A 24,921-nucleotide genomic window follows, 5' to 3' on the forward strand; every position below is an offset into this window, starting at 1 on the left:
CCTGATGCTTGCTGCCCGACAGTGCAGTCTTCTTCACCAAGAATAGTTTGCAATGGTCAAAACCACGAACAAGGACAGCCTCGCGGCTCTCACACTGGGCGCTCTGGGCGTCGTGTACGGCGACATCGGCACCAGCCCGCTGTACACGATGAAAGAGGTGTTCAACCCCCACATGGGAATACCGCTGGATGCGGCGCACATCATTGGCGTGGTTTCCGTCATCTTCTGGGGGCTGATGCTGGTTGTCACGCTCAAATACGTTGTGTTGATTTTGCGGGCCGACAACCGGGGCGAAGGCGGGATCATGGCGCTGACCGCATTGGCCGTCAAAACCGCTGGCGGCACACCTCGGGCCAAGACCGTGCTGCTGTTGATCGGCGTATTTGGCGCTGCGCTGTTTTATGGTGACAGCGTCATCACCCCGGCCATATCAGTACTCAGTGCAGTGGAAGGGCTGGAGGTGGTAACCCCGGCCTTCAAGCCCTACGTGTTGCCCATCTGCATGGCCGTTATCGTCGGTCTGTTTGCGATGCAGCGTTTTGGCACGGGCGTGGTGGGCAAATTGTTTGGTCCGGTCATTGTGGTCTGGTTTGCGGTGCTGAGCCTGGTGGGTGTGGTTGAGATCGCGCAACAGCCGGCGATTTTGGCCGCGCTCAACCCGCTCAACGGTCTGGCGTTTCTCTACGACCAGGGCTGGCATGTATTTGTAGCTGTAGGCGCGATCGTGCTGGCATTTACGGGTGCAGAGGCGCTGTATGCCGACATGGGCCATTTCGGCAAGCGCCCCATCCAGTTGGCATGGACCGGCCTGGTCTTGCCTGCCCTGGCGATCAACTACATGGGCCAGGGCGCGCTGCTGATGCGCAACCCGGCGGCCATTGAGAACCCGTTCTTTCGCATGTTCCCCGAAGCCTTTCTGATACCCATGGTGGTGCTCGCCACCATTGCCACCGTCATTGCGTCGCAAGCCGTCATTTCTGGCGCCTATTCGATGACGAAGCAGGCTATGCAGCTGGGCCTGCTGCCCCGCATGCAGGTCCACTACACCAATGCCAAGGAAGCCGGGCAAATCTATATGCCTGGCGTGAACTGGCTGCTGCTGGTCTCGGTGCTGCTGGCGGTTGTAGGGTTTGGAAGCTCCTCGGCAATGGCCGCTGCCTATGGCATAGCCGTGACCGTAACGATGCTGATCACCACGATACTGACCTTTTTCGTTGTGCGACACGGCTGGAACTACCCGCTACCCGTAGCGCTGGCAGCCACCGGTGCATTCCTGGCGCTGGATGCGCTGCTGGTCGCCTCTTGCTCAATCAAGCTCTTGCAGGGCGGTTGGTTCCCACTGGTTCTGGGAATGGCCATCTTCATGGTGATGGCCACCTGGCGCCGTGGCCGCGAACTGCTGATGGACAGCATTCGCCACGACGACCCGGAACTGCTGCCCTTCATAACTGCACTGTCTGCCGACACCGCGCACCGCGCGTCGCGCACCGCTGTGTACGCGGTTGCCAACCCAGACACCGTGCCCCAGGCATTGATGCATAACCTCAAGCACAACCAGGTGCTGCACGAGCGCAACCTGATACTGACCGTGGTGTTCCATGATGTGCCGTGGATCGCGTTTGACGAGCGCGTACAGGTGGAAGCACTGGTCGCCGGCTTTTGGCGCGTGCAGGTGAATTACGGCTTCAAGAACACCCCTGATATCCCCAAAGCACTCGAATTGTGCAAGGCCCAGGGCCTGGCCATCAATTTGTTCGAGACATCCTATTTCCTGAGCCGCGAGATCGTGGTGCCGACCCACGGAACAGGTATGGCCCATTGGCGCGAAGCCTTCTTTGCACTGATGTCGCGCAATGCGGGAAGCGTGGCGGGCTTCTTCAAGCTACCCAACAACTGCGTCATTGAACTGGGGACGCGGGTGCAGATCTAGCCATTGCGTGAAGGGCCTGCAGCGTGTAGGGGTTTCGAGGTTTGCTGACACAATCGGTCCACTTCAACGTCCTCTCTCATCACATAAGGTGCATGCATGCAATACCGCCGTCTGGGCCGCAGTGGCCTCCAAGTCAGTACCCTATCTCTCGGTTCGTGGGTCACCTACCACAACCAGGTCGATGTGTCGGCCGCCAAGGAAATGCTGGCCGCGGCCTATGACGCCGGTGTCAACTTCTTTGACAACGCCGAGGTCTATGCGCTGGGCAAGAGCGAAACCGTGATGGGCGAGGCCATCAAGGCACTGAACTGGCCGCGGCTCAACTATGTGGTGTCCACCAAGTTCTTCTGGGGCCTGTCGCGCGACGAGCAGCCGATCAACCGCAAAGACACGCTGAACCGCAAGTATCTGATGCAGGCCATAGACGGATCGCTCAAGCGCATGGACCTGGACTTCATCGACCTGGTTTACTGCCACCGCCCCGATCCGCACACCCCCATCGAAGAAACCGTATGGGCCATGAGCGACATGATCAGCCAGGGCAAGGCGCTGTACTGGGGCACCAGCGAATGGTCGGCCAGCGACATCCGCGCCGCATGGGAGATTGCCGAGCGCCACCACCTGCACAAGCCGGTGATGGAGCAACCCCAGTACAACGTGTTGCACCGCAAACGCGTGGAGGTGGAATACGCCCGCCTCTATGAAGACATCGGCCTGGGCCTGACCACGTGGAGCCCGCTAGCCAGCGGCCTGCTGACCGGCAAGTACCGCAGCGGGGTGCCCGAAGGCAGCCGCGGTTCTGTGAAGGGAATGGACTTTTTGCTGAAGGGTCTGACCGACGCCGCACGCAATGCCGCAGTGACCAAGCTGGAAGTGGTGGCGTCCGAACTGGGCTGCACGCTGGGCCAGTTGGCGATTGCCTGGGCTGCACACAACCCACGCGTCAGCACCGTCATCACCGGCGCTTCGCGCATGGCGCAGCTGCAGGAGAACCTGGGTGCGCTGGCCGTGCTGGACAAGCTGACCCCCGCCGTGATGGAAAAGATCGACGCCGCTACGCTGGCACTGGCCGAGTAAGCAGCCGGGCCGACAGCCGGGCGCGGACCCATGCATTCATGGGTTCGCCCCAGTATTTTGAGACCAGGGCTGCAATGCCCGACGACACCAGCAGGAAAACCGCCAGCCACGGCAGGCGCATGGCATAGCTCAGGTGCTCGCGGTCCGTGATGTTGCGCATGACCGCCAGCACAATGACATGAAACAGGTACAGCTCGTAGCTGTGCCGGCCCATCCAGCCCATGCCGCGCATTGCCAGACCGGGCTTGCTACCAACGCGCTGTCCTTGCGGTCTGGCTATCAGCAGTACCGCGGTGCAGATGGAGACAGCGGTAAACCCGAATGACTCGTGGCCGCGGATGCCCCACAGGTACGTGGCTACCAACCCCAGCGCGCCGAGCCCGCGAAACGCTGTTTCCAGTTTGGGTTGAGGCTGCCAGCGCTGCGCCACCATGGCTGTGAGGCATCCGATGGAGATGGCATCAAAACACGCCAGGTAGCCGCATTCAAACAACAACTCATCGCCCGCATTCTGGTAGCGGTAGACCGGGGCCAGAACGATGAAGAACACGCACAGCGCAACCAGCTTGCGCTGGCTCTTCAGCGCTATGCAGGCCAGTGGAAAGACCAGGTAAAACACCTCTTCCACGGATAGCGACCAGTAAACATTCAGGCAGTAATTGAACCAGCCCACGTGGGCCATCAGCACGTTGTGCCAGAAGCTCAGCACAGACCCGGCCGCCAACAAAAAGAAGGAGGCGGGGAAGTCATGGCCGTCATCGCTGTTGTTGAAGAAGGGCGCCTCCAGGAGACCCAAAGGCACGATGATGGCCAGCGCCAACAACAGGCTGGGGAAGATGCGTGCAACCCGCATCGCATAAAACGCACGCCAATCGATGGCTTGCAAGCTGCCAAAACGCCGCAATGCATGCGATGTGATCAGATAGCCCGAGATAACGAAAAACATCGTTACCCCGTAGTTGCCGTTCAACAAAATTGCGCCCAGGACCCTCTTGCCCAGCACGTCACCGAGAGGACTGTTGCCCAAGCCGAAGGCCAGCGTAAAGTGGAGCAACATGACCAGCAGAATGGCTATGCCGCGCAACAGATCGATTGAGGAGTCGCGCGTGACGCCGGGAAGCGTGGAAGAAGTGGTCACTGGATAGGGCGGCGGCGGGCCGGCGGGATGGCAGCTGGGCCGCGATTTTGCAACAGTATTGCGGCGCAGGTGGCGACCCGCTGAAGATTATTCATGATTCAATGCCAAAATCTGCAGCACTCCAAAGCCCGTCTCCACAGGACACAAGGACCCGCCGATGCGCCGGTGCAAACCGCATTGGATACCGCCTTACCTCTGGCTCTGAAAGGACTGCCATGACACCGACCGAGTTCGCCACTTTCAAGTACCAGCATAACGACGGCGTCAGCCGTAGCAAGCAGCGGATGATTTTTACGGTGGTCAGCCTGGTCGTGGCGATAGCGGTCATTGGCCTGACCGCCTCGCCGGTTGGGGCCTTTTTGCTGGTCGTGCCCGCCATTGCCTGGTTTTCCGTACCACGCCAGCTGTTGCTAGGCCCGCGCTACCTGTTGTGCGGCAATGCCATCGTCTACTTTGGCAATGTGAAGCGCATGACGCTGACGCGCTCGCAGGGCAAGCTGCGGCTGGAGTGCACCAACGGCAAAGCCTTTGTACTGGAGCGCGACAAGTTCCCCACCGGCGCCCGCAAGAAGGACAAGATTGCCAAGAACAAGGCCAAGAAGTTTGACAAGGTGTCCAGCAAGATCATGGACAAGGTGCGCGCGGCATCCGCCAATGTCGTGATGATGGGTGCCTGAGCATGAACGCCGCCTTGCCGGTGAATGTTATCGAGCAGGCCGCTCCCAAGGCGCCCAGCCGTTTCATCCACCTGCTGTACGTGCCGACACTGTGCTGCAACCTCAGCTGCAGCTACTGCTACCTGGGCAAGCAGACCACCGAGGCCGCACTGAAGCTGGATGCAAGCCGCGCGGTGGCCACGCTGCGCCACGCTCTGGATGCGATGCAGCAAGCGGGCGTGCTGGCCTTCAACGTATCGCTGCATGGCGGCGAAGTGACTACGCTGCCACAGCCGATTTTGGAAGAGCTGTTTGTCGCCATACGCGGCCACTACCTGCAAAACTTCGACGCGCTGAACGCACAGGGCCACAAGAAATCATCGCCGCACATCAAGACCAACCTGTTCAAGTTTGCGCCGCTGTACGAACTGTTCGACCGGCACAAGGTGTCCATCAGCGCCAGCATTGATTTGCCACTGGCCCTGCACGCCAAGCACCGTACGACGCGCGGCGGCACTGACTGGCTGCCCCGCACGCTGGACAACATCCGCCTGCTGGCGCGCTACCCGCACGCCAAGAAGATATCGGCCACGCTGTCCGCCGAACACCTGCGCGACATCCCCGCCCTGGTGAAAGACATCTGGTACATCCACCGCGAGCTGGGCTTTGACATGAACCAGTTCAACCTGATGTTTGCATTCGGCTCCGAACTCAACCGCGCAGCCAAGGGCGATGGCGCGCTGGCCCCGGCCACCGCCGCACAGCAACAGCAGCTGTACGACGCGTTGAAAGCCGAGTTCACCGGCACCGAGCTGGAAGAAGGCCTGCTGCGCAACTGGTTTGATGAATTCAAGCCGTCCTACTGCACCAACGCATCCAACTGCGGCGAGCGCTTCTACCTGCTGCAAAGCGATGGCGCGGTCTACTCCTGCGTGCGCGGCCAGGGCATTGCGGAATTTCGCTACGGCAATGTGTTTGAGGACCCGATTATCGACATACTGGACAACGGCGCACGCAAGATTCGCCAGGTGCACCAGTCGCTCGGCTTTGACAAATCCTGCCAGGGCTGCGGCCACCTGTCGACGTGCAACACGGGTTGCCCGGTCGTCAAGTACCAGAGCCGCAAGGCGCGCTCGTATACCTGCGGCCTGCAGAAGACGATCTACGCGGACAACCCCTTGTCCTACCCTGCCGATGCACCCGAGGAGCAACAAGACTATGCCCAGCACTATGCCCACCGCATGCACCCCAGCCTGGCTTTTGCCAAAGCCCCGGCGCAGCCCGCGCCCGACCGCCTGATGCTGCCCAACGACCTGACCGATGCCAAGAACACGCTGCAGGCACTGATCGCCAGCAACGCCGTTCTGCAGAGCGTGTTCAGTGCACCCGCCTTTGTGCTGCACCTGGGTGACGAAGCGGTACCACTGGATTCGCAATTGTTCAAGCAGCAGCGCACGCAGCACACGCTGGTGGCTGGTGACAACATCGTGCTGCACCTGCGCCGCGACGTGTTGCTGGCCCACTGCGACGAGCCCATCCGCAACACGCTGTACCTGCAGCTACTGCGCGATACGCCGGTGGTCTATGGCGACGAACAGCGCACCAAGCAGGAGCATGTGTTCACCTACCAGCTATACGCCAACTGCCTGCAAGCCAGCGAGGTTTATGGCGACGAATTTCTGCAGTGCGATCTGTCAGGGCTGCTGCAACTGCACAGCGCCCACTTCCAGCGCGGCGTGCTGAACAACCTGTTTGTGACGACCAGCTACCTGCGCGACTACCACTACCAGAAGCAGAAGAACAACGCCTTCTACCATGTGCAAACGGCCAACTTGCCGTTCCAGAACTTTGAGTTCCACTACCTAGCGTGACCCCCTACCCTGACACCCCCGCACTGAACCGGAGCCAACCGCCATGCAACCCCAAGACTTGCAACGCACCGCCTACACCGTGGAATGCTTTCTGAACGCGCTGCGCCTGGACGACGGTACCGAGCGCACCGAGCTGGAGGAGACCCTGGTGCACTGGTTGATGGACGCGTCGCGCCTGAAAGACGACCACTTGATCTACCAGCGGGGCGCGGTGTCCTGCTATAGCCGCGGCCACGTCACCGCCCACTACGAGGTGCCCAAGGCACGGCAGGAGAAGACGCTATGGTGCAACGCCGCCAAACTCTCGGCCATCGACGGCCCCGCCTTCAGCCAGAACGCGCAGTTGGTGATGCTGGGCACCGCTGGCCTGCTACTGGCCATGCCCGGCACCACCGCAGGGACCGCTGCCGCTGCCAAAGACAAGCAACGCAGCAGTAATAACAACAACAATAACAATAACAACAACAATAACAACAACGGGTAGGGCAGACCGCTATCAGCTCGTTGGTTGTATCGATCCGTTAGTTGTCCCAGTCGCCACCATCACCACCCCCGCTATCCCAGCCGCCAGCATCGTTGATGCCAAAGTCGGCACCGCCCATGTCGGGGTTGCTGTTCAACAAAGACTGGTAGTCGTTGTCGCGCGTACCGCCGCTACCACCGCCCAGCGAGCCGGTATCCGCGCTGTGGTGGCCACCCATCAGGTTGCGCCCTATGGCTTCGGCGGCCATGACACCGGCACCCACGGCCAGGCCGGTAGCCACGCCACCCAGAATGCGCCCGCCCATGCCGGAGCCCGTAGGCGGTGCGTAGCCACCCGCGGGTGGGTAGCCCGCGGTGGCCCCACCCATGCCAAAGGCCTGGGGACCGCTCAGGCCACCCTGCGGCACATACCCGCCCGCAGCAGCCTGCGGAGCCGGAGCCTGGCGGCGGAACATGAAGTAGCCCGCCACAATGGCTGCACCCGCCAGCAGCAGAGGCAGACCCCAAGAGGACGAAGACGACGCTGGCGCCTGGCTGGTATGCGTGGGGCTTGCGGAGCCAGCATCGGCCACCGATACGCGATCGGGCAGCGTGCTCGTGCTTGCCCGCGGCGCGGCGCGTGTGGCCGACAGTTGCGTGCGCAGCGCCTGTACCGCCTCCGGTTTGGCAAATGCCAGCCCGGGCGATAGCTTCTCGGCCGTGGCCAGCGAATCGCGGGCACGGACCAGATCGCCCTGGCGGGCGTACAGCTCGGCGCGCACGAAGTGGGCCTTGGCGCTTTGCGGGTGGCCGATCAGCACCTGCTGGACCATGACCTGCGCCTGGTCCAGCTTGCCGGCCTGCGCCGTGGCATAGATCTGGTTCAGCGTGGGCTCGGCCTGGGCCATAGCCAAGCCGGACGAACCCGCCAGGGCCGCGACCAGCAGCCAAGGGGCCACGCGCCGGGATAGGGAAGAAAACCGCATAGACCTTACCTCCTTCAAACAGACTTGTTTGTAGGCAGCAAATGGCGGCGGGCCGTAGCAAATCAAGTGTCTGCCGTGTAAAGCGGAGGAAGCGCTGCAGAAAATGCTCCTATTTTGATAGCTGCTTACGCACATCTGACGAGGGCTAGAGGCAGATTTGGTCAACAGATTTTGCTGCAGCCAGGCTTTGCTGTGTCGCCCGTTACCATAGCGTCCATATGACTCCCAAACCGCGCATCCTTCTGGTGGAAGACGAATCCGGCATCGCCGATACGCTGCAATATGTGCTGTCCACCGACGGCTTTGCGCCCGTGTGGTGCAGTACCGCGGCCGAGGCCCTGGCGCAGTTTGCCTCCGAGTTGCCGGCGCTGGCCGTGCTGGATGTGGGCCTGCCAGACATGAACGGTTTCGAGCTGTTTCGCCGCCTACAGGCTCTGCCTGGCGGCAACCAGGTGCCGATGCTGTTCCTGACCGCCCGCAGCGACGAGATTGACCGCGTGGTCGGCCTGGAGCTGGGCGCGGATGACTACATTGCCAAGCCGTTTTCGCCGCGCGAGCTGGTGGCGCGGGTGCGCACGATACTGCGCCGCAGTGCCCGGCCTGCTGTCGCCACCCCCGCCACGCCCGAGCCCATTGCAGCACAAGCGCCAACCTCCGCGGCGCCAACACCCGCGTTGTGGCTGCTGGACGAAGAGCGCCACCAGATCCGCTTCTACGGCCGCTTGCTGGAACTGTCGCGCTACGAATACGGCGTGCTGCGCCTGCTGGTGCAAAAGCCGGGGCGCGTGTTCACCCGCGACGAGCTGCTGCAAAAGGTCTGGGGTGACGCCAACGACAGCTTTGATCGCACGGTAGACGCCCACATCAAGACGCTGCGTGCCAAGCTCAAGCTCGTGGCGCCGGGGCTGGAACCGATCCGCACGCTGCGCGGCACGGGCTATGCGCTGAACGAGGACTTGCCGGGAGTTCCACAGTGATGGGTGGGACCACCGAACGCAGCGCAGGGCCGCCCCAAGCTTGTTCAGCCCTCTGGAGGGGCAGCGGCGCAGCGTGGGGGCCCTTTGTCTAAACGTACGCGCATTTTTCTCGGCATCCTGTTCATCTACGCGGTGGGCCTGGCCGCCGTGCTGTACCACGTGGTGTCCGACCTGGACCCGCGCTACCGCGAATCCGCCGAAGAGTCGCTGGTCGAAACCTCGCAGTTGCTGGCTTCACTGGTGGAGCAGGACGTGCGCGGCGGTGCGCTGGACACCGCTCGGCTGGAGGCGCTGTTCAAGTCCGTCTACGCCCGCCAGTTCGAGGCGCAGATCTTCGACATCCGCAAGACCCGCGTGGAACTGCGCACCTATGTCACTGACCGCAGCGGCACCGTGGTGTTTGACTCCACCGGGCAGTCGCTGGGCAAGGATTTCTCCCAGTGGCGCGATGTGCGCATGACACTGAAGGGCGAATACGGTGCCCGCACCTCACTGGACAATCCCAACGATCCGCGCTCCGCCGTGATGTACATGGCCGCACCGGTGTACTGGAACACCAATACGCAGGGCTCGGGCAGCGGCGAAATCATCGGCGTGGTGACCGTGGGCAAGCCTGTGCAGACCTTTGGCCAGTTTGTCGCCGCGGCGCGCAGCCGCACGCTGTATGCCGGCATGCTGTCGGTCGTGGCCGTGCTGGTGCTGGCCGTCACCGTATCGGTGTGGCTGGTGCGCCCCTTTGGCCTGATTGCCGACTACGCGCGCTATGTGCAGGCGCAGAAGGGCTTCCACCCGTGGCGCCTGATCCGCCGGGCCTGGGAGCTGCTGCGGGCAGCTTATGACGAGATGCGCGACGCCCTTGCGGGGCGCAACTATGTGGCCGACTACGTGCAGACCCTGACGCACGAGGTCAAAAGCCCGTTGTCTGCCATACGCGGTGCGGCTGAGCTGCTGCAGGAGCCGATGGAAGAGGCGCAACGCCAGCGTTTCCTCGGCAATATCCAGCGCGAGACGCAGCGCATCCAGGAGATGGTGGACCGCATGATGGAGCTCACCGCACTGGAAACCCGCCGCGTGCTGGACACCGTGCAGCCCATCGCGCTGTTGCCCCTGCTCGAAGAACTGGCCCATGCATCGCACGGCGTCGCGGCGCAGCGGCGCATCCGCATCACGGTGGCGGCCGATGTGGATGCGGCGGTAGAGGCCGACCCCTTTTTGCTGCGCCGCGCCGTCAGCAACCTGCTGGACAACGCGCTGGATTTTTCGCCAGACGGTGGACTGGTAGAGCTGGGTCTGCACTTGGATGGGCGCTGGGTCTGCGTCACGGTCAGCGACCAGGGACCTGGCATACCCGACTATGCGCAGGACAAGGTGTTCGAGAAGTTCTACTCGCTGACCCGACCGCATTCCCGCAAAAAAAGTACGGGGCTGGGGCTGAGCTTTGTCAAAGAAATAGCGGCGCTGCACCGTGGGCGTATTGCGCTGAGCAACCGTACCGACCGGGGTGGTGCCGGTGCCATGGCAGAAACCTCAGGTGCGATTGCCACGCTGTGGTTGCCGCGTAGCGCCAAGACCCGTACGCCCTAAACGCGGGTGCGCAGCCCACCCACTTTTTTCACACAGACTTCACACAGGTCGCCACAGCCTTCAAACTGATTTCTCGCAGCCGCGGGATGCTCTCTCCACCGTGCACCGTTGCACACCGTTTGGAGATCACCCCACCATGGCCACCGCAGCCCCAGCGTTTACCGCACACCACCCCTCCCCCCGTCCCGTTCGCATGTCCCGCTGGCTGTGGCTGGCCACCACCGCGCTGTCAGCCGCCTGCTTTGTCATCTTGGTCAGCAGCCCTGCACAGGCACAAGACCGCGACGCAGCCCCTCGCCTCAAAACCGAAAGCCCCTACTTCTTTGTCAAAAGCGACAACCCCGGCGTAGACCAGTTGCCGCTCAAATCCACCCAGGTGGATGTGCGTGTCAGCGGCGTCATTGCCGACGTGACGGTGGTGCAAACCTACAAGAACGAAGGCCAGCGCGCCATCGAAGCCAAGTACGTATTCCCCGGCTCCACCCGCGCGGCCGTGCATGGCATGAACGTGCGCCTGGCCGACCGGCTGATCACCGCCAAGATCAAGGAGAAGCAACAGGCCCGCGTGGAATATGACGCTGCCAAACAAGCCGGCAAGACCGCCGCACTGTTGGAGCAACACCTGCCCAATGTGTTCCAGATGAATGTGGCCAACATCCTGCCCGGCGACGACGTTAAGGTGGAGCTGCGCTACACCGAGCTGCTGGTGCCGACCAACGGCAACTACCAGTTTGTGTTTCCCACCGTGGTGGGCCCGCGCTACAACAGTCCCCAGAGCAGCCAAGCCAATGCCACCTGGGTCGCACAACCCATCATGCCCAAGGGCCAACATACCGGTGCAGCGTTTGACATCCATGTGACGCTGAACACGCCCATCGGCCTGAAGGAAGTGCGCTCCAGCTCGCACGACGTCCGCAGCGCCACCGAGCAGGGCGGCGCCACTGTCGTCAGCCTGAACCCGAACGTGGAGCCGCACAACAACCGTGACTTCATCCTGGACTACCGCCTGGCCGGCGACAAGATTGAAAGCGGCGTCATGCTCTACAAGGGCCAGGACGAGAATTTCTTCCTCGCCATGGTGGAGCCGCCCAAAGCCCCGCCAGCCAGCGCCATCACGCCCCGCGATTACATATTCGTCGTCGACATCTCGGGCTCCATGCACGGCTTCCCATTGGAGACTGGCAAGGCGCTGCTGCGGGAGTTGATTGGAAACCTGCGGCCCAGCGACACCTTCAACGTGCTGCTGTTCTCGGGCAGCAACCGCTTCCTGAACGAACACTCGGTACCGGCGACCAAGGCCAACATCGACCAGGCCGTGCGCACCATTGAACAAATGGGTGGCGGCGGCAGCACGGAGCTGATACCGGCCCTGAAGCGCGTCTATGCCGAACCCAAGGCCGCCGACGTGTCCCGCACTGTGGTCGTCGTGACCGATGGTTATGTGACGGTGGAGCGCGAAGCCTTTGAGCTGGTGCGCAACAACCTGTCCAAGGCCAATGTGTTTTCGTTCGGCATTGGCTCCAGCGTCAACCGCCACCTGATGGAGGGCTTGGCCCGTGCCGGCATGGGCGAGCCTTTCATCATCACCAAACCCGCAGAGGCTGCCGAACAAGCGGCCCGCTTCAAGACCATGATCGAATCCCCCGTTTTGACCAATGTGAAGCTGCGCGTCGAAGGCCTGGACGTCTACGACGTGGAGCCGCGCAACCTGCCCGACCTGCTGGCGCAACGCCCGGTCATCGTGTTTGGAAAATGGCGTGGCGAGCCTAAGGGCAGGCTCATTCTGGAAGGCAACTCCGCCAGCGGCCCCATCCAGCAAGCCATGGACATCAGCGCCAACCCGGGCTCTGACACCGCCGCGCTGCGTCACCTGTGGGCCCGCCACCGCATCGCGTCGCTGAGCGACCAGGAATCGTTGGTGGGTGGTGATGCCTACAGCAAGGCCATCACCGAATTGGGCCTGAAGTACAGCCTGTTGACGCAGTACACCAGCTTCCTGGCGGTGGACCAGGCGGTGCGCAACCTGGCGCCACAAGACAGTGCCAGCGTCAACCAGCCTTCGCCGTTGCCACAGGGTGTGGAGAACACGGCGCTGGGCGCTGAGGTGCCCAGCACACCCGAGCCGGCCACCTTGGGTGCGATGCTGGTGACGCTATCGGTACTGGCCATGCTGACCACACGCCGCCGCCGCGCACGTGCCCACCATTTCACAAGCTAAATATGAAACCCCCACGCTTGTCACTTCGTTTGCTGCGCTGCCCCCCATGGGGGCGTCGCCTGCCTTGGGGCGGCCCGGCGGCAGTCGGGTCGCACCTCCCCCGCCTGTTGCACAACCCGCAGTTCGTGCGCTTTGGCATCGCCATCGACACGGCCTCCGAATGGCGCTGGCTGTCGCTGCTGGTGGTGGCGCTGTGGCCTACGTGGTGGTGGATGGGCCAGCGCATGGTCGATGGCTCGGACGATCCGCTGGGTGTGCTGGCGCTTGCCGCACTGGCTGCCCTGCTGTGGCAACACCGCCTGCGCTTGCGGGCCGCACCGCGGCTGGGCCTGCAGGTGGCGGCGTTGGCTGGTGCAGTATTGACCACAGCCCTGCACACACAATTGCCGGATCTGCTGGTCGGGCTGGTGGGCTTGTTGTCATTGGCCGCGGGTCTGCTGGCTTTCCTGCCGGCACAGGTGGCAACGGCGCCGGTGCTGGGTTTGTCGGTGCTGTCCTTGCCGCTGCTGGCATCGCTGCAGTTTTACGCGGGCTTTCCACTGCGCGTGGTCACCGCCGAGGCCAGCAGTTGGTTGCTATCCCTGGCCCACACCGTGGAGCGCAGTGGCAGCAGCCTGGTCGTCGATGGGCAACTGGTCATCGTCGACGCACCGTGCTCGGGCGTGCAGATGGCCTGGCTGGGCTACTTCACGGCGTGCGCTGTGGCGCTGGTGGTGGGCCGCAACAACCGCAGCTTTCTGCTGCGTCTACCGGTGGTGAGTGTGCTGGTCCTACTTGGCAATGTGGTGCGCAACACGGTGCTGGTCGCGTGTCAGGCCGGCGGCCATGCGCTGCCTGGCTGGGGGCACGAAGCCGTTGGCCTGGTGGTACTGGCCGTGGTCTGCGCCGGCATTGCATGGGCGATGGCATTGAAGCCCCGTACCGATCGCTGAACACGAGGTGACTATGGACATTCTGGCCAACCGCTTTCTGAACCGCGTACTGCACAAGACCTTGTGGGCTGCCGTGCTACCGCTGTGCGCGCTGGCGGGCGTGGTGCAGGTCACCATAGATACCGACCGCGGCGCGCCTGCAACCCGCGCTACATCCTCCCAGGCCAGCGAGCTGCCCAGCCAGTGGCAGGGCGCTGCGCTGCGCCCGCTGGCGCTCAGCGACGTGGAACTGCGCTTTGCCCAACACTTTCCGGGCACCGTGGCACGTATGACCGACGACACGCACACGCTGGTGCTGCGCACCGTCAACAAGCCCACCCGCATGCTGCACCCGGCAACGGACTGCTACCGCGGCCTGGGCTACCGCATCCACAGCGAGCAACTGGAAGTCCACTCCAATAGTAGCGACCGGTGGCGCTGCTTTGTCGCCCAGCGCAATGGGCGAAGCGTGCGCGTCTGCGAACGCATAGAAGATGCCGACGGCCAGGGCTTTACCGATACCTCGTCCTGGTACTGGGCATCCATCGCCGGCCAATCACACGGCCCGTGGAGGGCCATAACCGTTGCAACACCGCTATGAACCGATCCTTGTTGTCCTTGCATGCCGTGTTGCTGTCCAAGGTCCGCGCCCTGTACCGAGTGGCCTACCGCCTGGCCTACCGCCTAGCCTATGGGGTAGGCGTGGCCACGTTCAGCCTGCTGTGCGCCGCCCTCCTGCTGTTCTTTGTGGCCCGCGCAGCCATTCGCCCGGCACCCGGCGCCTGGGCCACCACGGTACACCTGGGACCTGTGCCAGTCGAAGTGGGCGTCGCGTCTCTGTTGTGGCTGGGCACCACGCCATGGGTGGCGCAGCGCCTGGCGGGCCACACGCTGCCCTCCCCCGCGGGGCCGGTGCGGCTGGGCTGGGATGCAAGCACCCAGGCGGTGACGCTGCACTGCCAGCCCTGCAGCCTGCACAACGCCAGTTGGGGAAGTGCTGCACTGCGCTTGCCCGCCGTGGATGTGACTGTGCGCCGTAGCGGCATGCAATTGCAAGGCACGGTTGCGGCCGGCGCCGTGTCGGCCACATGGTATGGCCAGCTGACGCATACCAGTCTGGTGCTGGACATGGACCTGCCTGCCACGCCGGTGCGCGACGGCTATGCGCTGTTTGCCAATGCCATCCCCGAACTGGCTAGGGCACAGATCGACGGCACGTTCGCGCTGCGCGCCACACTGAGTCTGCCGTCCCGCGCGTTAACGGTGCAGCCCCAGCTGGTCGGCATGGCTGTGCAGGGTCTGGGCACTGACCTGTGGACTAACGCGCAAAGCGCCTGCAGCAAGGGGCTGCCGCCCCGCGCGCAGAAGGTGGCGCTGGGTGCCAACAGCCTGCTGGCCCGCGCGGTGATTGCGGCAGAAGACCAGCGCTTTTTTGAACACACGGGTTACGACATCGTGGAGATTGCGCATGCGCTGCGCAGCAACAACCAGCGCAATGTCCTCGCCGTCGGTGGTGCGCCATCCACCAGCCTGCGCGGCGCCAGCACGCTGTCGCAGCAAGTGGCCAAGCTGTTGGTGACCGGCGGCGAACGCGCACCGGTGCGCAAGCTGCGCGAACTGCTGTATGCGGTGGAGATGGAACAGACGCTGGGCAAGGCGCGCATCCTGCGCCTATACCTGGACAACGCTCCATGGGGCGCAACCGTTTGCGGTACCCAGGCCGCTGCCCACACCTACTTCGGTAAACGCGCCGACCAGCTCACGGTGGACGAAGCGGCTTGGCTGGCAGCCATGCTGCACAACCCGGCACGGGAAGCGCGCCGCTGGGCCGAAAGTGGCCGCATCAACGAAGCGCGGGCGCAGTGGGTGGCTGGTGAAATGCGGTTGGCAAGTGGCTCGCGGGCCGCAGGCTGCACCAGGCACGGCAACGTGCAGCCCTGCACCATGCAACGTTAGAGGTGTTTAGTCGACAAAGAAATCCGGCAAAAAGTTCTTGTTGCCCGGCGTCACTGCATAGCCATCCAGATCGGTGATGCCATGCGCGGCCAGCACCGCGTCGTCGATGTAGAAGTTGCCGGTCTCAAACGTGCTGTGGGTCAACACGCTGTAGGCGGCGTCCGCCATGATCTCGGGCGTGCGGCACAGCGCAATGTCCACGCCGGGAATCATCTGCATCGCGGCCGTAGCGATGGCCGTGCGGGGCCACAAGCTGTTGACAGCGATGCCCAGTTTCTTGAACTCACCGGCATGGCCCAGCGTGCACATACTCATGCCGTACTTGGCCATGCTGTAGGCCGTGTGCGGTGCAAACCAGTGCGGCTGCATGGAGAGGGGTGGTGACATCGTCAGCACCTGGGGCTTGCGCCCCGCGGCGGCAGATTTCTTCAGCTCCGGCAAGCAGGTCGCCGTGCACAAATAGGTGCCCCGCGCATTGATGCCATTCATCAAATCGAAGCGTTTCATCGGCGTCGCTTCGGTGTTGGTCATGCTGATGGCACTGGCGTTGTTGACCAGGATATCAATGCCACCAAAGGTTTCTACAGCCTTGGCCGCGGCGGCAAACACCGCGTCGTCGTCGCGTATGTCCACCGCCAGTGGCAGCGCCTTGCCACCGGCGGCTTCAATCTCCGCGGCGGCGCTGTAGATGGTGCCCGGCAGCTTGGGATTGGGGTCGGTGGTCTTGGCCAGGATCACGATGTTGGCGCCATCGCGTGCCGCGCGCTTGGCAATGGCCAGGCCAATGCCGCGCGATGCGCCGGTGATGAACAGGGTCTTGCCCTGCAGGGTGTGGGGTCCGGGTGTGGTACTGGCGTTCATCGGTTTGTCTCCTGGTTGGCAGTCAAAATATTGCTACCGTTTTTATAGCTGCTTACGCGCTCTGCACGGGGGCTGCAGGCCGTTTTCAAGTTTTACCTCTCAGACATTGGAGAAATCCGGCTGGCGCTTCTCCAGGAAGGCGGTGAAGGCTTCCTTGGCGGCGGGCTCCTGCAACAGGCGGGCAAAACTATCACCCTCTTCTGCGATCTGTGCCAGTACTTGGTCCATGTGCCCCTTCTTCATCAGGCGCTTGGTTTCGATCAGCGATGCCAGCGGTTTGGCAGCGAGCTTGCGTGCCAGCGTCTGCACAATACCATTGGCCTCGGTAGGCGGCACGATGCGGTTGACCAAGCCGACCTCGAGCGCGGCCTCGGCCATGAAGGGCTCGCCCAGCAGCAGGGCCTCGGCCGCGCGGTGGTAGCCCATCATCTGCGGCACAAGCAAACTGGAACCGGCCTCGGGGCACAGGCCCAGGTTGACGAAGGGCATCGAGAAGGCGGCGTTGTCGCCAGCGTAGACCAGGTCGCAGTGGAACAGTAGTGTGGTGCCAATCCCCACGGCCGGGCCACAGACCGCGGCGACGATGGGCTTGGGGTGGGTCACGATGCCGCGCAGGAACTTGAACACCGGCGCTTCGTCCTGCGGCATCGGCTTGCGTTGCAGAAAGTCGCTGATGTCGTTGCCCGCGCTGAACACGGTCACATCACCCTGGATGACAGTGACGCGGATGGCGGCGTCGTTCTTGGCCTGCTCCAGCGCATCGGCCATGGCGCCGTACATGGCCTGAGTGAACGAATTCTTCTTGTCCGGGCGGTTGATGGTCAAGGTCATCACGCCGTCGGCAATGTGGGTCAATAGGTCCTGCATGGGGTCTGTCTCCTGATGGGTTCTTTTGACAATATCAGTGTTTGTAGTACGCGACCTGCTGCGTCGTCACCAGCAGGACACCGGCTTCATTCCATAGCTGCGCCGTGTGGTCAAAGTAGCCGTTGCGAAAGGCCTGGGCTTTGGCCTGGGCCAGCAGGTAACCGCTGCCGGTGGCCTGCAGTTGCGCGGTGTCGGCGTGGAAGTACACCGTCATTGTCACCGTGCCCACCGGCACCGCGGTGGCGCGGCGCACGTAGAGGCGGGGGAAGAAGATGTCGGCCAGCGCCGTCAGCGACGCGAAATCCAGCGGGCGCGGCGGCGCGTCACGCACCCACTGCTGCGTCAGGCTGCTGTCGCCACTGCCATCCCACACCTGCGGCATGCCGCCGGCGATAGGCCGCATTTCGTAGTTCTGCACCCAGGCCATGGGTATGCCGTTGGCGGCCAGCGGCACATCGGCGGGCGCAGGTACGGCGGGCAAGGTCTGCTCGTCCAGGCTCCAGGTGTCGCGGCGCACGGCGGTGAAGGCAGTCGCAGTCAGCACCGTCTCGCCGTTTTGCTGCACGGAGATCACCCAGTGCTGCGTGGAGCGGTTGGTGCGTGCCGGGCTGGCGGCTATGGTGAAGGGGCCATCGGCCAGTGCGGCCGCGTAGTTGATCGTCAGTGCCACCGGCTCGCCGAGTAGCTGCGGGTGCAGCAGCACCGCGTTCATGACCTGGGCAGCGCTGATGCCGCCAAAGGGGCCAACCATATTGGCATAGGCCGGACTAGTGTGGCCGGCGAATGTGCCGTCCGCTTGCTGTGCCAGCGCTACCGCCGCGTCAAAAGCATGCTGTGGTGTTGTCGTCGTCAAAAATTTCTCCCATGCAAAAGGCCACCCGCAGGTGGCCTTTGTTCGTTGCGATCAGACGCGTTCAAAGATGCCGGCTGCCCCTTGGCCGGTGCCCACGCACATGGTCACCATGCCGTACTTCAGATTGTGTCGGCGCAGGGCGTGAACCACTGTCGCGGCCCGGATAGCACCGGTTGCGCCCAGCGGGTGGCCCAGCGCGATGGCGCCGCCCATGGGGTTGACCTTCTTCGGGTCCAGGCCCAGCGTGTTGACGACGGCCAGCGACTGGGCGGCAAAGGCTTCGTTCAACTCAAACCAGTCAATGTCGCTGTGCTGCAGGCCGGCATAGCGCAGCGCGGCGGGGATCGCCTCGATGGGGCCAATGCCCATGATCTCGGGCGGCACGCCGCGTGCAGCAAAGCTCACAAAGCGGGCCAGCGGCGTCAGGCCAAATTGCTTGACCGCTTTTTCGCTGGCCAGTATCAGCGCGCCGGCGCCATCGCTGGTCTGCGAACTGTTGCCTGCGGTGACGCTGCCGCGCGCTGCAAACACCGGCTTCAACTTGGCCAGGGCTTCCAGCGTAGTGTCGGGGCGCGGGCCTTCGTCGAGGCTGACGGTGCGGGTCTTGGTACGCAACTCGCCAGTGGCCAGGTCAGGCGAGCGCTCGATGACGTCAAACGGCGTGATCTCATTGGTGAACTCGCCGGCCTGCTGGGCCTTGACGGCGCGCAGGTGCGACTCCAGTGCGAAAGCGTCCTGCATCTCGCGGGAGATTTTCCATTGCTGGGCCACCTTCTCGGCGGTCAGACCCATACCGTAGGCAATGCCGACGTTCTCATCGCGCTCGAACACGGCGGGGTTGAACGAGGTCTTGTTGCCGCCCATGGGCACCATGCTCATGGACTCGGCGCCACCGGCGATCAGGATGTCGGCCTCGCCCACGCGGATGCGGTCAGCAGCCATCTGGATGGCAGTCACGCCAGATGCGCAGAAGCGGTTGACGGTGACACCACCCACGGGGTGGTCAAAGGCCAGGCCCACGGCGATGCGCGCCATGTTCATGCCCTGCTCACCCTCCGGGAACGAGCAGCCGATGATGGCGTCTTCAATCGCCTTGGGGTCCAGCGTAGGCACCTGTAGCATCGCGCTCTTGATGGCGGCCACCAGCAGGTCGTCGGGACGGGTGTTGCGGAAATAGCCGCGGCCCGAGCGCCCGATGGGCGTGCGGGTGGCAGCAACGATGTAGGCGTCTTGAACTTGTTTCATGGTGCTTCCTTAGCTAGCTTTCTTTTTGCCCGACGGTATCCAGGCCCAGATAAATTCACATGCGATGGGCTCGGCGCCGGACTCGTCCGTCACCTGCACGGCAACCGTGACCTCGCCCTTGTCGGACTGCTGCATCAGCGCGCGTTGCGCGTCCGTCAGCGTGGCAACGGCATGCATGGCGCCCTGCGCGCGTTTCTTGAACGCGACCTTGAGTTCCTTGGCCAGTGGCAGGCAGTCGTCGCGCACATTCATGCCCACGACCATGCCGGTGGCGGTCTCGGCCAGCAGCGTCATCGCCGCAGCGTGCACGCCCTGGATGTGGTTCTGCACGCGGCGCTGGTTGGCCACGGCAATCTCCACGCGCTGCGGTGTCAGTTGCAGATACTCCAGCTTGGCTGTGCCGGTGAAGGGCACCGCGCGACGCAGCACTGCATTGCGTGCCCAGGGGCGCACGATGCTGGGCATCTTGTCCAGCTGGCGGATAGAGCGGGCCAGCCGGTTAGGACGGGCCGACACCGTCGAAGCGGTGGCAGAGGCTTTGTCCATATCAGTTACGCACCGGTTTGCCGGTGGACATCATGCCCATGATGCGCTCTTGGGTCTTGGCATTGGTCAGCAGCGATGTGAAGGCCTTGCGCTCCAGAGTCATGATGTACTCCTCGCTGACCAGGGTACCGGCATCCACCTGACCGCCACACACCACTTCGGCAATTAATTTGCCAATGTGGAAGTCATGCGCGCTGATGAAGCCACCGTCACGCATATTGACCAGCTGCGCCGTGATGGTGGCAATGCCGCTGCGACCGGCCACGGGGAACAAGCGCTTGTGCGGGGCGCGGTAGCCGCTGGCATAGAGGGCCTTGGCCTCGTTGATGGCCACGAACAACAACTCATCTTTGTGCGGCACGATGACATCGCTGTCCAGCAGGTAGCCCAGCTTGCGGCTTTCCAGCGCGCTGGTGCCCACCTTGGCCATCGCGGCACCAGTGAAGCCTTCGGTGAGGAAAGGCAGTAAATCCTTCGACGTGGACAGGGCCATGTTCTCGGCCGCACGGCGCGCGATATAGGTCAGGCCACCGGCACCGGGCACCAGGCCCACGCCCACTTCCACTAGGCCGATATAGCTTTCCATGGCGGCCACGCGCTTGCTGGAATACACGGCCAGCTCGCACCCGCCACCCAGTGCCAAACCGCGCACGGCGGAGACCACCGGCACATTGGAGTAGCGCAGCTTCAGCATGGCTTGCTGCATCTCGTGCTCGGCGCCGTCGATGGCGGCAGCACCGCCGATCATGAAGGCAGGCAGCATGGACTGCAGATCGGCACCGGCGGAGAACATGTCATCCGGCGACCAGACGACAAGCCCCTTGTAATCCTTCTCGGCCATGTCCAGACCTGCCAGCAGGCCTTCGACCACACCGGGGCCGATAGCGTGCATCTTGGTCTTGATGCTGGCGATGACTACTTCGTCATCCGGCGTCCACAGGCGGATGTGTTCGTCCTCATGCAGGGTCTTGCCAGCCGTTGTGGCGGACGGTGCATTCGCACCCAGCACACTTTCCGGAAAGTGCTGGCGGGCATACACAGGCAGACTGCGCGGCGCAACAAATTTGCCAGTTGTGGGGTTGAACGAACCTTCGGGCTGGTGCACACCACCGCGCTCGGCGACGGGGCCTTCAAACACCCACTTGGGCAGCGGTGCCTTGCACAGTGCCTTGCCGGCGTCGATGTCTTCCTGGACCATCTTGGCCACTTCCAGCCAGCCGGCTTCTTGCCACAGCTCGAACGGGCCTTGCTGCATGCCAAAGCCCCAGCGCATGCAAAAGTCCACGTCACGCGCGTTGTCGGCAATGTAAGCCAAGTGCACGGCCGCGTAGTGAAAGGCATTGCGCAGAATGGCCCACAGGAACTGGCCCTGCTTGCCTTCGGCATTGCGCAACAGCTTCAGGCGCTCAGCCGCGGGCTTCTTGAGCATGCGGCCATAGACCTCGTCGGCCTTTTCGCCACCGGGTACGTACTCCTTGCTGGCCAGATCAAAGCGCAGCACGTCGCGGCCGACCTTTTTGAAAAAGCCGGCCTTGGTCTTCTGGCCCAGGTTGCCCATTTCCAACAGCGTCTTCAACACTTCGGGGGTGGCGAAACTGGCGTAGAACGGATCGGTCTCGATGCTCAGTGTGTCCTGCAGCGTCTTGATGACGTGGGCCATCGTGTCGAGCCCCACCACGTCGGCGGTGCGGAAGGTGCCGCTGGATGCGCGGCCCAGCTTCTTGCCGGTCAGGTCGTCAACCACGTCAAAGGTCAGGCCGAAGTTCTCGACCTCTTTCATCGTCGTCAACATGCCGGCAATACCGACGCGGTTGGCGATGAAGTTGGGGGAATCCTTGGCATGCACGACGCCCTTGCCCAGGTTGCTAGTCACGAAGGCTTCCAGGTCGTCCAGGACCTGCGCTTGGGTGGTGGGGGTGTTGATCAACTCCACCAGGGCCATGTAGCGCGGCGGGTTGAAGAAATGGATGCCGCAGAACCGTGGCTTGATTTCTTCAGGCAACGCCTCAGACAGCTTGGTGATCGACAGGCCGGATGTGTTGGACGCGACGATGGCGTGTGGTGCCACGAACGGTGCGATCTTCTTGTACAGGTCCAGCTTCCAGTCCATGCGCTCGGCAATGGCCTCGATGATGAGGTCACAGTCTTTGAGCAGGTCCATGTGCTCTTCGTAGTTGGCCTGCTGGATCAGTACCGCGTCTTCCACCACGCCCAGCGGTGCGGGCTTGAGCTTCTTCAGGCCTTCGACAGCCTTGGTGACGATGCCGTTCTTCGGGCCTTCCTTGGCGGGCAGATCAAACAGCACCACGGGTACTTTGACATTGACCAGATGGGCCGCGATCTGCGCACCCATGACACCAGCGCCTAGCACGGCGACTTTTTTGACTTGAAAACGGGACATTTAAGTTCCTCTCATTTGACTTGAGCAGTTGAGGACAGAGCTTGCGGCCTTGCCGCTGCGGTCTGTCCCGCAAAGTTATTAGTTGACGCGATTCCAGATCTGCGTGCGGTAGAAGAAGCCGATGTAACCCCGCATCTGCAGCTTCTTGCCGCCTTCGATGGGGGTCACGGTGGCCTTGTAGACCTTTCCGTTGTTGGGGTCGAGGATATTGCCGCCTTCCCACACGTCCTTGCCGTCGGTCTTCTTCAGGCCGCGCAAGATTTCCATGCCCAGAATGGGCTGGTCCTTGCGCTCGTCGGTGCACTCGGTGCACTTGGCGTCCGGCTTGGCCTTGGGGTCGAGGATCTTGTCGATCTTCCCGGAGACCACGCCCGCGTTCTCGACGATGCGAATTTCAGACTTGACGGTGCCGTCCTTGTCATCAATGGTTTGCCACACGCCCGCTGGCGACATCTGCGCCATGGCCGACACACTGAAACCACATACCGCCACTGCAAAAACAGAACGCAAGAACATGAAAACTCTCCCCAAATTTTGGATAGAACCGAACGGACGAAGGTACAAGGCCGCGTGCATCAGGCCAGTGCCAGATCCGTGTCCATCAGTACCTTGCTGCCGGCACGCGCGCTGCGCATCAGGGTTGCAGTCTCAGGGAAGAGCTTGGCAAAGTAGAAGCGTGCCGTCTGCAGCTTGGCGCCGTAGAACGGGTCGGTATTGCCGGCTGCGATTTCGCGCAGTGCGACCTGTGCCATGCGTGCCCAGAAGTAACCAAACACCAGGTGGCCGGCCACGCGCAGGTAGTCCACCGCGGCGGCGCCCACTTCGTCGGGGTTTTGGAAACCCTTGAAACCGATCTCGGTTGTGAACTTGGTCATCTGGTCACCCAGGATGGCGATGGGCGTGATGAACTCGGCCATCTTTTCGTTGACGCCTTCTTCCTCGACCAGCTTGCCCACCAGCTTGCCGAACTTCTTTAGCGTGGCGCCGTTGTTGCCCAGAATCTTGCGGCCCAGCAGGTCCAGCGACTGGATGGTGTTGGTGCCTTCGTAAATCATGTTGATGCGGTTGTCGCGCACAAACTGCTCCATGCCCCATTCCTTGATGAAACCGTGACCGCCAAACACCTGCATGCAGGCATTGGTGGAGATGTGGCCGTTGTCGGTGAGGAAAGCCTTGACGATCGGGGTCAGCATGGCCAGCAGTTCGCCGGATTCCTGGCGCACCTTTTCGTCGGGGTGGTTGTGCTCTTTTTCCAGCAGCATGGAACAGAAGGCCTGCAGCGCGCGGCCGCCTTCGGCATAGGCCTTGGCAGTCAGCAGCATCTTGCGTACATCTGGGTGCACGATGATGGGGTCGGCGGGCTTGTCCTTGGCCTTGGGGCCGGACAGGGAACGCATCTGGATGCGGTCCTTGGCATAGGCCAGTGCATTCTGGAACGCCACTTCGGTCAGGCCCAGCGATTGGTTGCCCACGCCCAGGCGGGCAGCGTTCATCATCACAAACATGCCTTGCATGCCTTTGTTGGGCTGGCCAACCATGGTGCCGATGGCGTCTTCCAGCACGATCTGGGCGGTAGCGTTGGACTTGATGCCCATCTTGTGCTCAAGGCCGCCACAGTAAATGCCGTTGCGGCTACCCAGTGTGCCGTCCTTGTTCACATTGAACTTGGGCACGATGAACAGGCTGACGCCCTTGATGCCGGGGGGCGCATCGGGCAGGCGGGCCAGCACCAGGTGGATGATGTTGTCGGCCATGTCGTGTTCGCCAGCGCTGATGAAGATCTTGTTGCCGGTGATCTTGTAGGTGCCGTCGGCTTGCGGCTCGGCCTTAGTGCGCATCAGGCCCAGGTCGGTTCCGCAATGGGGTTCGGTCAGGCACATGGTGCCGGTCCACTCACCGCTGGTCATCTTGTGCAGGTAGGTCTGCTTCTGCTCGTCGGTGCCGTGCGTATGCAACGCAGCATAGGCGCCGTGCGTCAGGCCGGGGTACATGGTCCAGGCCTGGTTGGCGCTGTTCAGCATTTCGTAGAACATGCTGTTGACGACCAGCGGCAGACCCTGGCCGCCGAACTCGGTGTCGCAGCCCAAAGCTGCCCAGCCGCCTTCGATATACGTCTTGTAGGCTTCCTTGAAACCCTTGGGTGTGGTCACTGCGTGGGTCTTGGTGTCCAGCGTGCAGCCTTCGGCGTCGCCAGAAATGTTAAGCGGGAAAATCACCTCGGTGGCGAACTTGCCGCCCTCTTCCAGCACCGCGTTGATGGTGTCCACATCCATCTCGGCGTGCTGCGGAATTTGCTTGAAATCGTCCACCACGTTGAGCACTTCGTGCATCACAAACTGCATGTCACGCAGGGGGGGGTTGTATGTAGGCATATCGATTACT

Annotated in this window: 21 protein-coding genes; 11 read left to right on the plus strand and 10 right to left on the minus strand. The window is 62.7% G+C overall.

Annotated features, from left to right (window positions below):
- The first annotated feature begins 52 nt into the window (after nt 1–52).
- Together AC097P_RS20015 and AC097P_RS20020 are read left to right on the plus strand one after the other, a co-directional pair.
- Entirely contained in the window at nt 53–1,930 is a 1,878-nt protein-coding gene (locus AC097P_RS20015; protein WP_479612196.1) for a potassium transporter Kup, read from the plus strand.
- Nucleotides 1,931–2,026: 96 nt separating this feature from the next.
- A complete protein-coding gene (locus AC097P_RS20020; protein ID WP_479612197.1) occupies nt 2,027–3,007 on the plus strand; it encodes a potassium channel beta subunit family protein in 981 nt (326 codons plus the stop codon).
- Here AC097P_RS20020 and AC097P_RS20025 read toward each other — a convergent pair.
- Nucleotides 2,985–4,145 (minus strand): acyltransferase family protein, encoded by a 1,161-nt coding sequence (locus tag AC097P_RS20025; protein ID WP_479612198.1) that lies wholly within the window; start codon nt 4,143–4,145, stop codon nt 2,985–2,987. The genes AC097P_RS20020 and AC097P_RS20025 overlap by 23 nt on opposite strands.
- A gap of 215 nt (nt 4,146–4,360) precedes the next feature.
- On the opposite strand from AC097P_RS20025, the gene AC097P_RS20030 reads away from it, so the two are divergent.
- Genes AC097P_RS20030 through AC097P_RS20040 form a run of 3 tightly spaced genes read left to right on the plus strand, consistent with a single transcriptional unit; the run spans nt 4,361 to nt 7,156 of the window.
- Nucleotides 4,361–4,822 (plus strand): hypothetical protein, encoded by a 462-nt coding sequence (locus tag AC097P_RS20030; RefSeq protein ID WP_479612199.1) that lies wholly within the window; start codon nt 4,361–4,363, stop codon nt 4,820–4,822.
- Between the two features lie 2 nt (nt 4,823–4,824).
- Nucleotides 4,825–6,672 (plus strand): radical SAM protein, encoded by a 1,848-nt coding sequence (locus AC097P_RS20035; protein WP_479612200.1) that lies wholly within the window; start codon nt 4,825–4,827, stop codon nt 6,670–6,672.
- A 43-nt stretch (nt 6,673–6,715) separates the two neighbouring features.
- Entirely contained in the window at nt 6,716–7,156 is a 441-nt protein-coding gene (locus AC097P_RS20040; RefSeq protein WP_479612201.1) for a hypothetical protein, read from the plus strand.
- 37 nt (nt 7,157–7,193) lie between these two features.
- On the opposite strand, the gene AC097P_RS20045 is transcribed toward AC097P_RS20040, so the two are convergent.
- Nucleotides 7,194–8,120, minus strand: a complete 927-nt coding sequence (locus tag AC097P_RS20045) for a tetratricopeptide repeat protein (protein ID WP_479612202.1) — start codon at nt 8,118–8,120, stop codon at nt 7,194–7,196.
- Nucleotides 8,121–8,338: 218 nt separating this feature from the next.
- Between AC097P_RS20045 and creB the strand changes: the two genes are divergently transcribed.
- The 6 genes from creB (at nt 8,339) to AC097P_RS20075 (ending at nt 15,766) form a co-directional block, all read left to right on the plus strand.
- Complete coding sequence (creB, locus tag AC097P_RS20050; protein ID WP_479612203.1) at nt 8,339–9,097, plus strand: two-component system response regulator CreB; 759 nt, start codon at nt 8,339–8,341, stop codon at nt 9,095–9,097.
- 84 nt (nt 9,098–9,181) lie between these two features.
- The gene (creC, locus tag AC097P_RS20055) at nt 9,182–10,681 is read left to right on the plus strand and encodes a two-component system sensor histidine kinase CreC (protein ID WP_479612204.1); all 1,500 of its coding nucleotides are present in this window, start codon (nt 9,182–9,184) and stop codon (nt 10,679–10,681) included.
- A gap of 136 nt (nt 10,682–10,817) precedes the next feature.
- Nucleotides 10,818–12,899, plus strand: a complete 2,082-nt coding sequence (locus AC097P_RS20060) for a VIT and vWA domain-containing protein (protein ID WP_479612205.1) — start codon at nt 10,818–10,820, stop codon at nt 12,897–12,899.
- A gap of 2 nt (nt 12,900–12,901) precedes the next feature.
- Nucleotides 12,902–13,831 (plus strand): exosortase Q, encoded by a 930-nt coding sequence (xrtQ, locus tag AC097P_RS20065; RefSeq protein WP_479612206.1) that lies wholly within the window; start codon nt 12,902–12,904, stop codon nt 13,829–13,831.
- A 13-nt stretch (nt 13,832–13,844) separates the two neighbouring features.
- A complete protein-coding gene (locus AC097P_RS20070; protein WP_479612207.1) occupies nt 13,845–14,411 on the plus strand; it encodes a hypothetical protein in 567 nt (188 codons plus the stop codon).
- Nucleotides 14,408–15,766, plus strand: coding sequence for a biosynthetic peptidoglycan transglycosylase (locus AC097P_RS20075; RefSeq protein ID WP_479612208.1), 1,359 nt, complete (start codon nt 14,408–14,410; stop codon nt 15,764–15,766). The genes AC097P_RS20070 and AC097P_RS20075 overlap by 4 nt, the downstream gene beginning before the upstream one ends.
- Before the next feature lie 6 nt (nt 15,767–15,772).
- Here AC097P_RS20075 and AC097P_RS20080 read toward each other — a convergent pair whose 3' ends face one another.
- The 8 genes from AC097P_RS20080 to AC097P_RS20115 form a co-directional block, all read right to left on the minus strand.
- Nucleotides 15,773–16,627, minus strand: a complete 855-nt coding sequence (locus AC097P_RS20080; RefSeq protein WP_479612209.1) for an SDR family oxidoreductase — start codon at nt 16,625–16,627, stop codon at nt 15,773–15,775.
- Between the two features lie 99 nt (nt 16,628–16,726).
- Complete coding sequence (locus AC097P_RS20085; protein ID WP_479612210.1) at nt 16,727–17,494, minus strand: enoyl-CoA hydratase; 768 nt, start codon at nt 17,492–17,494, stop codon at nt 16,727–16,729.
- Nucleotides 17,495–17,528: 34 nt separating this feature from the next.
- Nucleotides 17,529–18,347 carry an acyl-CoA thioesterase gene (locus AC097P_RS20090; RefSeq protein WP_479612211.1) on the minus strand — a complete coding sequence of 273 codons (819 nt, stop codon included), beginning with the start codon at nt 18,345–18,347 and terminating at the stop codon, nt 17,529–17,531.
- 51 nt (nt 18,348–18,398) lie between these two features.
- A complete protein-coding gene (locus AC097P_RS20095) occupies nt 18,399–19,592 on the minus strand; it encodes an acetyl-CoA C-acyltransferase (RefSeq protein ID WP_479612212.1) in 1,194 nt (397 codons plus the stop codon).
- Between the two features lie 9 nt (nt 19,593–19,601).
- The gene (locus tag AC097P_RS20100; protein WP_479612213.1) at nt 19,602–20,138 is read right to left on the minus strand and encodes a DUF4442 domain-containing protein; all 537 of its coding nucleotides are present in this window, start codon (nt 20,136–20,138) and stop codon (nt 19,602–19,604) included.
- 1 nt (nt 20,139) lies between these two features.
- Complete coding sequence (locus AC097P_RS20105) at nt 20,140–22,539, minus strand: 3-hydroxyacyl-CoA dehydrogenase/enoyl-CoA hydratase family protein (RefSeq protein ID WP_479612214.1); 2,400 nt, start codon at nt 22,537–22,539, stop codon at nt 20,140–20,142.
- A 78-nt stretch (nt 22,540–22,617) separates the two neighbouring features.
- Entirely contained in the window at nt 22,618–23,055 is a 438-nt protein-coding gene (locus tag AC097P_RS20110) for a DUF2147 domain-containing protein (protein ID WP_479612215.1), read from the minus strand.
- A gap of 59 nt (nt 23,056–23,114) precedes the next feature.
- Nucleotides 23,115–24,911, minus strand: a complete 1,797-nt coding sequence (locus tag AC097P_RS20115) for an acyl-CoA dehydrogenase C-terminal domain-containing protein (RefSeq protein WP_479612216.1) — start codon at nt 24,909–24,911, stop codon at nt 23,115–23,117.
- Nucleotides 24,912–24,921 lie beyond the last annotated feature (10 nt).

This window comes from Rhodoferax sp. ZS1R8, assembly GCF_056521325.1.

Bases quoted from the DNA above. Each gene is read 5' to 3' on its own strand.
- AC097P_RS20105 (WP_479612214.1), bottom strand. From the start codon at position 22,539: ATGTCCCGTTTTCAAGTCAAAAAAGTCGCCGTGCTAGGCGCTGGTGTC.
- AC097P_RS20075 (WP_479612208.1), top strand. From the start codon at position 14,408: ATGAACCGATCCTTGTTGTCCTTGCATGCCGTGTTGCTGTCCAAGGTC.
- AC097P_RS20080 (WP_479612209.1), bottom strand. From the start codon at position 16,627: ATGAACGCCAGTACCACACCCGGACCCCACACCCTGCAGGGCAAGACC.
- AC097P_RS20015 (WP_479612196.1), top strand. From the start codon at position 53: ATGGTCAAAACCACGAACAAGGACAGCCTCGCGGCTCTCACACTGGGC.
- AC097P_RS20070 (WP_479612207.1), top strand. From the start codon at position 13,845: ATGGACATTCTGGCCAACCGCTTTCTGAACCGCGTACTGCACAAGACC.
- AC097P_RS20115 (WP_479612216.1), bottom strand. From the start codon at position 24,911: ATGCCTACATACAACCCCCCCCTGCGTGACATGCAGTTTGTGATGCAC.
- AC097P_RS20045 (WP_479612202.1), bottom strand. From the start codon at position 8,120: ATGCGGTTTTCTTCCCTATCCCGGCGCGTGGCCCCTTGGCTGCTGGTC.
- AC097P_RS20035 (WP_479612200.1), top strand. From the start codon at position 4,825: ATGAACGCCGCCTTGCCGGTGAATGTTATCGAGCAGGCCGCTCCCAAG.
- AC097P_RS20110 (WP_479612215.1), bottom strand. From the start codon at position 23,055: ATGTTCTTGCGTTCTGTTTTTGCAGTGGCGGTATGTGGTTTCAGTGTG.
- AC097P_RS20100 (WP_479612213.1), bottom strand. From the start codon at position 20,138: ATGGACAAAGCCTCTGCCACCGCTTCGACGGTGTCGGCCCGTCCTAAC.
- AC097P_RS20020 (WP_479612197.1), top strand. From the start codon at position 2,027: ATGCAATACCGCCGTCTGGGCCGCAGTGGCCTCCAAGTCAGTACCCTA.
- AC097P_RS20040 (WP_479612201.1), top strand. From the start codon at position 6,716: ATGCAACCCCAAGACTTGCAACGCACCGCCTACACCGTGGAATGCTTT.
- AC097P_RS20095 (WP_479612212.1), bottom strand. From the start codon at position 19,592: ATGAAACAAGTTCAAGACGCCTACATCGTTGCTGCCACCCGCACGCCC.
- AC097P_RS20085 (WP_479612210.1), bottom strand. From the start codon at position 17,494: ATGCAGGACCTATTGACCCACATTGCCGACGGCGTGATGACCTTGACC.
- AC097P_RS20060 (WP_479612205.1), top strand. From the start codon at position 10,818: ATGGCCACCGCAGCCCCAGCGTTTACCGCACACCACCCCTCCCCCCGT.
- AC097P_RS20030 (WP_479612199.1), top strand. From the start codon at position 4,361: ATGACACCGACCGAGTTCGCCACTTTCAAGTACCAGCATAACGACGGC.
- creB (WP_479612203.1), top strand. From the start codon at position 8,339: ATGACTCCCAAACCGCGCATCCTTCTGGTGGAAGACGAATCCGGCATC.
- xrtQ (WP_479612206.1), top strand. From the start codon at position 12,902: ATGAAACCCCCACGCTTGTCACTTCGTTTGCTGCGCTGCCCCCCATGG.